Here is an 8,666-nt window from a genome sequence, read left to right as displayed (position 1 = left end):
GTGATTTTATTCATCTTATCTTTAACTCAACCATTTTAAAACCCACTTACAAAAAGATCCCTATAAACCTATGTCTTTGCAAGAGGGGTGGCAGCCGAAGGCTGACAGGGTGTTCAAAAAATGATGATTTTTCAAACTTATGACTCTACATAGTTTACTGATTATCGTCGCTTGTTTGTTGAGTAATTTCCTCTTTATCCACTTGGCGCAAAATACTGCCAGAGATCCCGGCGGCTTCAACTTTGTGTTTGATCACATCACCATCACGTTTATTATAAACAGGCCCAACATCCAAACGATACCAATCGCCTACTTTTTTAATAGTTGGTTTAAGACCTGCCAAAATGAGCTTAGCACGTGTGGCATTTGCATCACTTTGATTGCGATATGAACCAACTTGCAGCATATAGGTATAGCGATATTGCTTTAGTTTCTCAGGGTTGGCATCGACCTGTACGGTCTTATTAGTTAGTGTGTTATAAAACGTAAAAGTCAAAGGCTGATCTTCATCTTTCTTGTTATCCGTTTTGCTATCTTTCGTTTTCTTACTGTTTGTTGAAGCTGTTTCTTTAGCACTATTTTCATTAGCAGGTGCTGTTGCCACTGCATTGCTATTGGACGTCTGCTTAGCGACTTGAGTTGTTTCATTATCTGCTGTGGCATTATCCTGCTTTTGATTGTTTTGCTCTTTCGAGTTACTCACATTAACAACTGGCTTGGAAGGGACATGTACCGTTTGTGTGCTCGATGTTGCTGCACTGTCTTTTGATTTATTACTACCATAAAAGCTCACAATAAAAGCAATGACTAATACCAACAATAAAAGGGCAAGGATAATTTTTCTTATGACCAATGAAGACTGCGTATTAGGCTTGTTATCTGCTTTGTTTTTTATATTGTTTTTAGCAGTAGTTGTTGAGTTGTTTTTAGCAAAATCACGCATTGTAAAGAAACTTGCCTTTTATCTGTCAATTGTTTTTTAGATATGCTAGTGATTTTAATAAGATATTGCCAAAGTATAAAGTATGTTTGTGCATTTTATCCTATTAACTGATTGCGTTTATCGCGTTTTAAGCTAGAGTGATGCAAAAAGGTATTTAATGATATCGCGTGATGGAAGTACAAAAAAAACATGTAAATATTAAGCTGTTAGATGGTAACGGAGGCGCTAAAGAAATCACCGAAAAAGATATTCCCTCAGTTATGAGCGCATCATCTGGCATTATTTGGCTGCATCTGGATTTAACGCAAGCTGCTGATTTTTTAAATGAATATCAAGTGATACCTGAAAAGATCATCGATATGTTGTGTGCCAAAGAAACCAGACCACGCATTCTGGTGCTGGATAATGGCATGTTGGCAACCTTTCGTGCGATTAATCTTAATAAAGGGCAAAAGCCTGAAGATATGACATCAATTCGCATGTGGTTAACTGAGCGCTTGATTATAACTGTTAAGCGTCGAGATCTGCATTCGATCACTGAGATTAACAATATGTTGCGCTCAAATGCCGGACCCTGTGCAACAAGTGAGTTTTTGAATATTTTATTGATGCATATTACTGAGCACACCGACCAATTAGTTGATAGCTATGATGGTAAACTTGATGATATTGAACTTGCGATTAAAAAAGATCGATTGATTGTATTGTCAGATAGGGTTAATGCGATTTGTAAAAAGGCGATAAAGATTAGGCGCTATATTTTGCCGCAACGTGAGGCAATATTAGCGATTTCAGGCAATAAATTGACATGGCTAAATGATGAGGACGTCTTTGAATTAAGGCAAGTGCTTGATGCCAATATGCGTTTACTGGAAGATCTGGATGCGATGAAAGATAGAAGTTTAATTATCCAAAATGAAATTCACGCTTATGAGCAAACACAGATGAATCAACGTATGTACATCTTATCAATGATCAGTGTGGTGTTTATCCCGCTTGGGTTTATCACTGGTCTTTTGGGGATTAACGTTGCCGGCATTCCAGGGGCTGAGTCGCATTACGGCTTTATTATTGTCTGCGCGATACTGGCGTTGATTATGGTCGGCTATATTGCCATTATGCGCAAGATTCGTTGGATTTGATTTTTTCTATATCATTAGAGCTTAGTCAAGTTAATTCTCTAAAAACTGATTCTTTTGTACACTTAAATTGGCAAAACAGGCATGGGATTTAGCTGTATAGAATATTTGAGCTAAAGTTAACAACAATTCAAACAGAGACATTACTTGGTATCGTTTAGTATGAGTCTTCTGATAATGTTATTTTGATGGCACAGCTTGATGGCGTTACATGTGTTTACATTTATTTTACTTTAAAAAATGGATTTTACATTTAATACATATTTAAACAAACCATGAACACAAAAAGGTGCTTTAATTGTATTCAAAATCACTCAGATTATGTTTTGGTGATCTGAGTATGAGGCTAAAATCTAGATTTTTTCTTGGAGGAAAAATGAGTAAAACAAGGTTTAAGAAAACAAAATTAAGTTTATTAACGTTATTTGTTGGCGCTAGTTTAGTTGCTTGTGGTGGTGAAAGTGGAGGTCAAACTGAGCAAAAAAAAGGTGAGTTAACAGTAGATACAACAAGTTTGAAGTTGAATAAGCATGATGGAAAAGGTTTACTTGTTATTAAAAATACTGGAGATGCAACCTTAAATAATCTATCTGCAGCACTAGACAGCAAAAAGAATATGCATATACAAGGAGATGTTCCTCATACACTAGCACCCAAACAAGAAGCGATAATTGAGATTGACCTAGACTCTGCAGCAGCTGTTGGCAATATGAACCATCTGCGTATTCACGCAGATAGTAAAGTTATTGATGTTCCTGTAGAAGTTGTTTCAAGTGGCATTCATTTGTCATTTTCAGATCCTGGTGCAGATTATGTATCAGCGGGGCAAAAAGCAAGCTATAACTTGAAAAATACAGGGACAAAGCCAGCGGATCAATTAAGTATTCAATTGACAGCAGTTGATAGCAGTATACCAAATGGTGTCTCAGTCAATTCAGACTGTCAAAATAAATCCTTAAATCAAGGAGATAGTTGTGGGTTTACGCTTTCTGCGACAATGGAAGTTTCTGAGGCACCAGTCATTGTTCATATCTTAAGTGATGGGGAAGAAATATTAACAAAGCAGGTGAACTTTGGTTACCCACAAATAAATATTCAGGAAAATATAAGTAGTGCGGCTTCAATGGCATTACTTAAGCAAGGTAATCAATTTGATAGTGATCCGTCAGAGAATGCACTATACCCTGGAGGCGAGTTAGTATACACGGTTGAGAATGTTTCTAATTTCCCTTTATATGGGCTTAATATTCAATTAGGTAATGCACCAGGGCAAGGAGTGACTGTGGTTAATGGTTGTAGCAACGCATTAGCACCATTGTCTAAGTGCGCTGTTACCCTTAAAGCCTCATTGGCATCTCAACCAGCTGATACAATATTATTACAAGCAAAGGGTGATAATTTAAAAAGCGATGTTGTGCATAAGGTTACAGGTAAAATATCAGCAGATGAAATTCGAGTAAGCCCACGTAACTATGTGATTCAGGCATCTTCTGATAAAGATACAAGCTTAACTTATACGATTTATAATGCCTCTAACAGTGCAATGAAAAACCTAAAGTATAGTTTTGAAGGTGATGATCAGAGTATTTTTACGGAGAATAAGGCTAAAGGCAGTTGTGAGAAATTAGGTGCATCAGGTCTAAAAGCAAAACATGCTTGTACTTATGTCTTTAATTATACATCTAAAAAAGTACCACAATTACAAAGCAATAATTATACGATAGGTTTTTCTGATGGTTGGAAAGCAACCACTTCAAAAATTATGTTAACAAGTTATCCTGATAGTTTTGTTGATAGAAAAGTGCTATCTAATGCACCTTTACCTGGTGGTGTAGCCGATTTGCCAAGAAGTGTTTATCAAGTCCAAGGGAAAATTTACTATACCAATGGTGCAGGCTTATCTGTTTCAAGTGATAATGGCAAAAGTTGGGTTAATTTTGATAAAAGCACTGGATTGCTAGCCAATAATAATATTCTTAAAGTTTTTACAGATAATAGCGGTACTATTTACTTATTTTTGGCACAGAATGCTCAGCATGCATTGATTAAGTCAACAGATAATGGTCAAAGTTGGCAGTATTATGGTAGTAAGCCACCTGTTGAAATCACCGCGGCTAGTTTGGTAGATTATAACGGCAGGGTAATTTCTTATACAGCAAAGCAAGATGGAAAAATTGTCATTGTTAGCTCAGATGATTATGGTATTTCATGGCATCTTGGTAAGGTAGAAGAAAATGATAAGTCGGTTGAGATTAAGAAAATTACCCAGTTAACACATTCTTATAATAATGATGGTGCATTATATATGATTGTTAATACACAGGAAGACGATGGTGCTATCGGCTATGGTGATCAAGTGTATAGTTCAACTGATAATGGCGCCACATGGCAATTAATGGATGTAAATATTCCAAATGCTACAAACCCAATGTTCATGAGTTTATATGTTGATGGCGATCAGATTGATGTAACCTGTATTTTAACTATGGATCCACCGACGGGCTATTTATATCGATCAAATAATGGTGGAAAAAGCTTTAGCAAAATTGATACGCCTGAGCATTATCTGCCAATGGAAATATTTCAAGATAAAGGTGTTTTATATACGCTAGGCTATTCATTTTTAAACTCAGAGAATGAACTATTTACATTGATGTATTCTAGTGATAATGGTGTAATTTGGCAGCAAGATCAATCACTGATGCTATCATCAGAAGCCATGCCAGCATTTTCTAGTAGTGATCTATCTGATAACTTGGTGTTATATGCAAGTAATGTTAAAGAAAGTGATAATGATAGTTCAACACCAATAAATATAGGTAGTCAGAATAAGTGGGACCAAATATTGCCACAAGAAAAATTCTCAGCAGCAAAGAGTATTATACAACGAAATGGCGCAACTTATGTAGCAACACAGGATAAAGGAATTGCTTATACACAAGATCATGGAGTTACTTGGCAGTTTTATAATAGAAGTAATACACAAATGAATAGTAATGAGATCCAAGCATTTGCTATCGGTGGCACAAGTGCAGCACAGAATGCATTTATAGCGGTTTCTGACGAAGTATATTGTCAATATGGTAAGTCATATTATTATGGAGCATTCGGACCTGATCAGTTTGCGGATGAATACTGGAGATATTTACTTCCTGTATCCAGATATGCAGAAGACGGCTTTCCTTTTTCCGAAGGGAGTTTATCTAACTGGCAATGCAGTTTTAGCTTCATTTCATCAACAGATAATAAGGTGTTTGCTTATACAAACACAGGAGGGATAGATACAAATCCTGCTGATGGTGACCTTCCGCCAATGCAAGCAGCTTATCTATTTAGTGGTGACAGTAATGACCAATACACATTATATAATAATCAGTTTAGTATTAATAAAGCAGATGAGAGTAAATCGTTAGTCATGGTAATGGATTCAGGTCATATTATTGCACTGAATAATGATGCAGAGCATCAAGTGTATGACTGTGATTACGGTAATATTAGTAATATAATTACTTATCAACAAAGAACAAACTTATTTGTTAGCTCAAGCATTGGCTTGCTCAATTTAGATTTATCAAAGATAAAGTCTGGGGATGCTAGCTGTAGCCAAGTGATAACTAAATCATTTTCAACAACGGGTTTACTTGATGAAGGTAAGAACTTACTAGACGTAACAATTGCTGATGGCAATATTTATGTTCTGGCTCAGAGTAATCATCAAGTTTATAAATTAGCAATAGATCAATTAGAATCTGGTACGTGGACTCAATTAACATCACCATATTCAATAAATCATATTGCAGCGAGTGAAGATGGTAATTATCTTTATGCAGTTGCGGACAATGGTAGCTTTTTAATTCATGGTGTTATAGTTAATCATTTTTAGGCTATAGCCATATTCCTGATCACTTTGATTGCGTAAGCATTGACTGAGCGTAAGTCGAAGTTTCTATGAAGTGTGATTTTCTTAAGCTTACCCACTTTGACTGATACCCAGTGTATTGCTTTGACTTATGCTCAGGGTGTGGTGAGCACTTGAGGGTGAATGTTTAGTCTTAGCCTGTTTTTAATAACTGGAGTTACGAACTTTTTCTATTTCAACACCCCGCCTCGTAAACTTCGGCACCCCTCTTGGAAAGGTGAATTAAAATCACCGTCGCCCAATTTCCTTCTTTCCAAGAGGGGTGGCAGCCGTAGGCTGACGGGGTGTTTATAAAATCATAGTTTTTTCTAAAGTGCGTAACTCCAATTAATAAAGTTTAGTTTTTTTACATCTTTAACACATAACTACATATTAACAACAAAATTATCCTTGATAATCGTATGTGATAGTAGATGGGGTGCTTTTTATAAAAAAGCATGCTTAAGGGAGTGCATTTTGACTTAATAGCAACTCTATAAGTTGAGTCATGGCATGGTTCTTTTTTTATGCTTGATATATTTAGTCAGTTGCCATTGTTTTTAATGAACCAAATTTTAGAGGGAAAAATTATGAGAAAAGTGAAGTTATTAAGTGCAATCACTTTGAGTGCAGCGCTTTTAACAGGGGCAACATATGCTGGGCAGAGTTTAAATTATAATGATGTATTTGTTTCTGGTGATCCAGTATATTATGCGAGTCATTCAGATGGCACAGGTCAAATAATAACTGCCAGCAATCATAAGCATGACATTGCAATAGGTTCAACATATAAAGAGACAGTTTACTTTAAATTGAGAAGGGCTGTAGCTGGGGGTAAGAGTGTTAAGGTTAACTTTATTGTTTTAGACTCTTCTACTTATTCAATATCAACAGATGCTACAGTGAGTTTAAAGCAAGGCGGGACTTCAGTGAGTAGTTGTACACTTACTGCAACCACAGATGCATGTGAATTGGATATACAGGGGGTTAACGTTAACTCTAATATTGTTTTAATGCCACAGGCTGCAGCTCCTGATTCAGTGTCTTTTAGTCATCTTGATTTTTTCTTAAATGTAGTGCCAGCACCTGCAACACCTACAGCGAATATTTCTAGCTCTAATACAAGAGCAAGTGATGTTTACGCTATGGCTATTTCACCAACTGACTCAGATGATCAACGACCTGCTTATTTATATGTGCAAGGTCTATCAGGATATGATCATGTCCATATCGTATTGAATCAGAATGCTACTAGTGCATCAGCAGTTATCGATCCTGCTTCACAATCAACATTCACTTTTGATACTGCGATTACACCTGGCACAACAAGCCATGCTTTTCCAATTAATATTGACCCTCAAAGAATGGGAACATCAAGCTTTACTATAGACACATCAAATAGCTATGCGCATACACCGCTTGGAGGTGGCAAAGACATTGCATTTAATGGGATAGGTGGAAATGCTCATGTTGGTGGTATTTTTGTTGGCGGATCAATTGACTCGCAAACACCTACTAAGAAACTTGCTTTGGCAACAAAAGGTTATCCTGCGTTAGATAATATTCATGTTATTAGTGCAACAAAAGCACAGATTGTTTCAGGTATTGCAAGTTTGTTGAATCCGCGCACTCTTTCTGCCCAAGTTTATGCAAGTAGTGGGAGAAGTTATTACTATTTGCCTGTTGATTTAACGCAAGACGGAACCGCAGTTACTGCCGGTAATCTCGTTAGGCATGATTTATCATCAAATATCCATTCTTTCTTTGAAACAGTCGGTTTAGGGCTTGATAATTCAGGTGCTCTATGGGTATCAGATAGTCAGTGGATGGCAAATTTATTAAAGGTGACATCTCCAAGTACAAGTTCTCCAACCATCACACCTGCAACATCAAATGATGACTTCCAAGGTCTAGATGGAATGTTTTCTAATAATTATGCTTCGCTTATTGTTTTAACTGCAGCAAATCAACTGTTTCATTTTGATGGTACGAGTTGGAACACATTAACTTACCCTGCCAATAATCAGCTTAATTTGAGCCCGATGCCAGTTGCTGTTGAAAATGCAGGCAATGGCATGTATTTTATTGTTCAAGGAGCAACTACAGAGACAATCTATCATACTACTAATGCTGGTGATCTGCATTCTGGAACGACAACATCAGCAGTTTTGACAACGGCTACGCAAGGTCAGATTACTTCAATGATTGTAAATAGAGATGACTCTAAGCTTTATGTAGGTACGTCAGCTGGAAAAGTCTTAGTTTATGATACAGCACATATGAGTAATACTCCGATTAGCATTACAATGCCTACTGGTATAACGGGTGCTTTTGATATCGACGACATGGTGGTTGATTATGCGGGCAATCTTTACTTTGTAACCGGTAATTCTAAAGTCATTAGAGCGCAATATAATGGTTCAAGTTATGATCAAGCAACAGATGTTACAAGTGCATACTTTACTGCCGCAAAAATACCTTCAGGTGGTATCCCATCTCTGTCGATTGTTGATTTAACACGTTATTTTTAGCTAAACCAATAAGCATAATCAAATAATAACTGGAGTTACAGACTTTTTCTATTTCAACACCCCGCCTCGCAAGCTTAAGCACCCCTCTTGCAAAGCATAGGTTTATAGGGATCTTTTTGTAAGTGGGTTTTAAAATGGTTGAGTTAAAGATAAGA

General features: G+C 36.7%; 4 protein-coding genes. 3 read left to right on the top strand and 1 reads right to left on the bottom strand.

The window, feature by feature from the left end:
- Positions 1-154: 154 nt before the first annotated feature.
- A complete protein-coding gene (locus tag ACY10D_RS06990; RefSeq protein ID WP_487000038.1) occupies positions 155-943 on the bottom strand; it encodes an SPOR domain-containing protein in 789 nt (262 codons plus the stop codon).
- A 170-nt stretch (positions 944-1,113) separates the two neighbouring features.
- Between ACY10D_RS06990 and ACY10D_RS06985 the strand changes: the two genes are divergently transcribed.
- The 3 genes from ACY10D_RS06985 (at position 1,114) to ACY10D_RS06975 (ending at position 8,511) form a co-directional block, all read left to right on the top strand.
- Complete coding sequence (locus tag ACY10D_RS06985) at positions 1,114-2,085, top strand: zinc transporter ZntB (protein ID WP_487000037.1); 972 nt, start codon at positions 1,114-1,116, stop codon at positions 2,083-2,085.
- Between the two features lie 373 nt (positions 2,086-2,458).
- Positions 2,459-5,965 (top strand): hypothetical protein, encoded by a 3,507-nt coding sequence (locus ACY10D_RS06980; protein WP_487000036.1) that lies wholly within the window; start codon positions 2,459-2,461, stop codon positions 5,963-5,965.
- A 605-nt stretch (positions 5,966-6,570) separates the two neighbouring features.
- A complete protein-coding gene (locus ACY10D_RS06975; RefSeq protein ID WP_487000035.1) occupies positions 6,571-8,511 on the top strand; it encodes an NHL repeat-containing protein in 1,941 nt (646 codons plus the stop codon).
- The last annotated feature ends 155 nt before the right edge of the window (positions 8,512-8,666 follow it).

The sequence above is a fragment of the Cysteiniphilum sp. genome (assembly GCF_057495195.1).
This window is presented reverse-complemented; position numbering and strand designations above follow the sequence as displayed.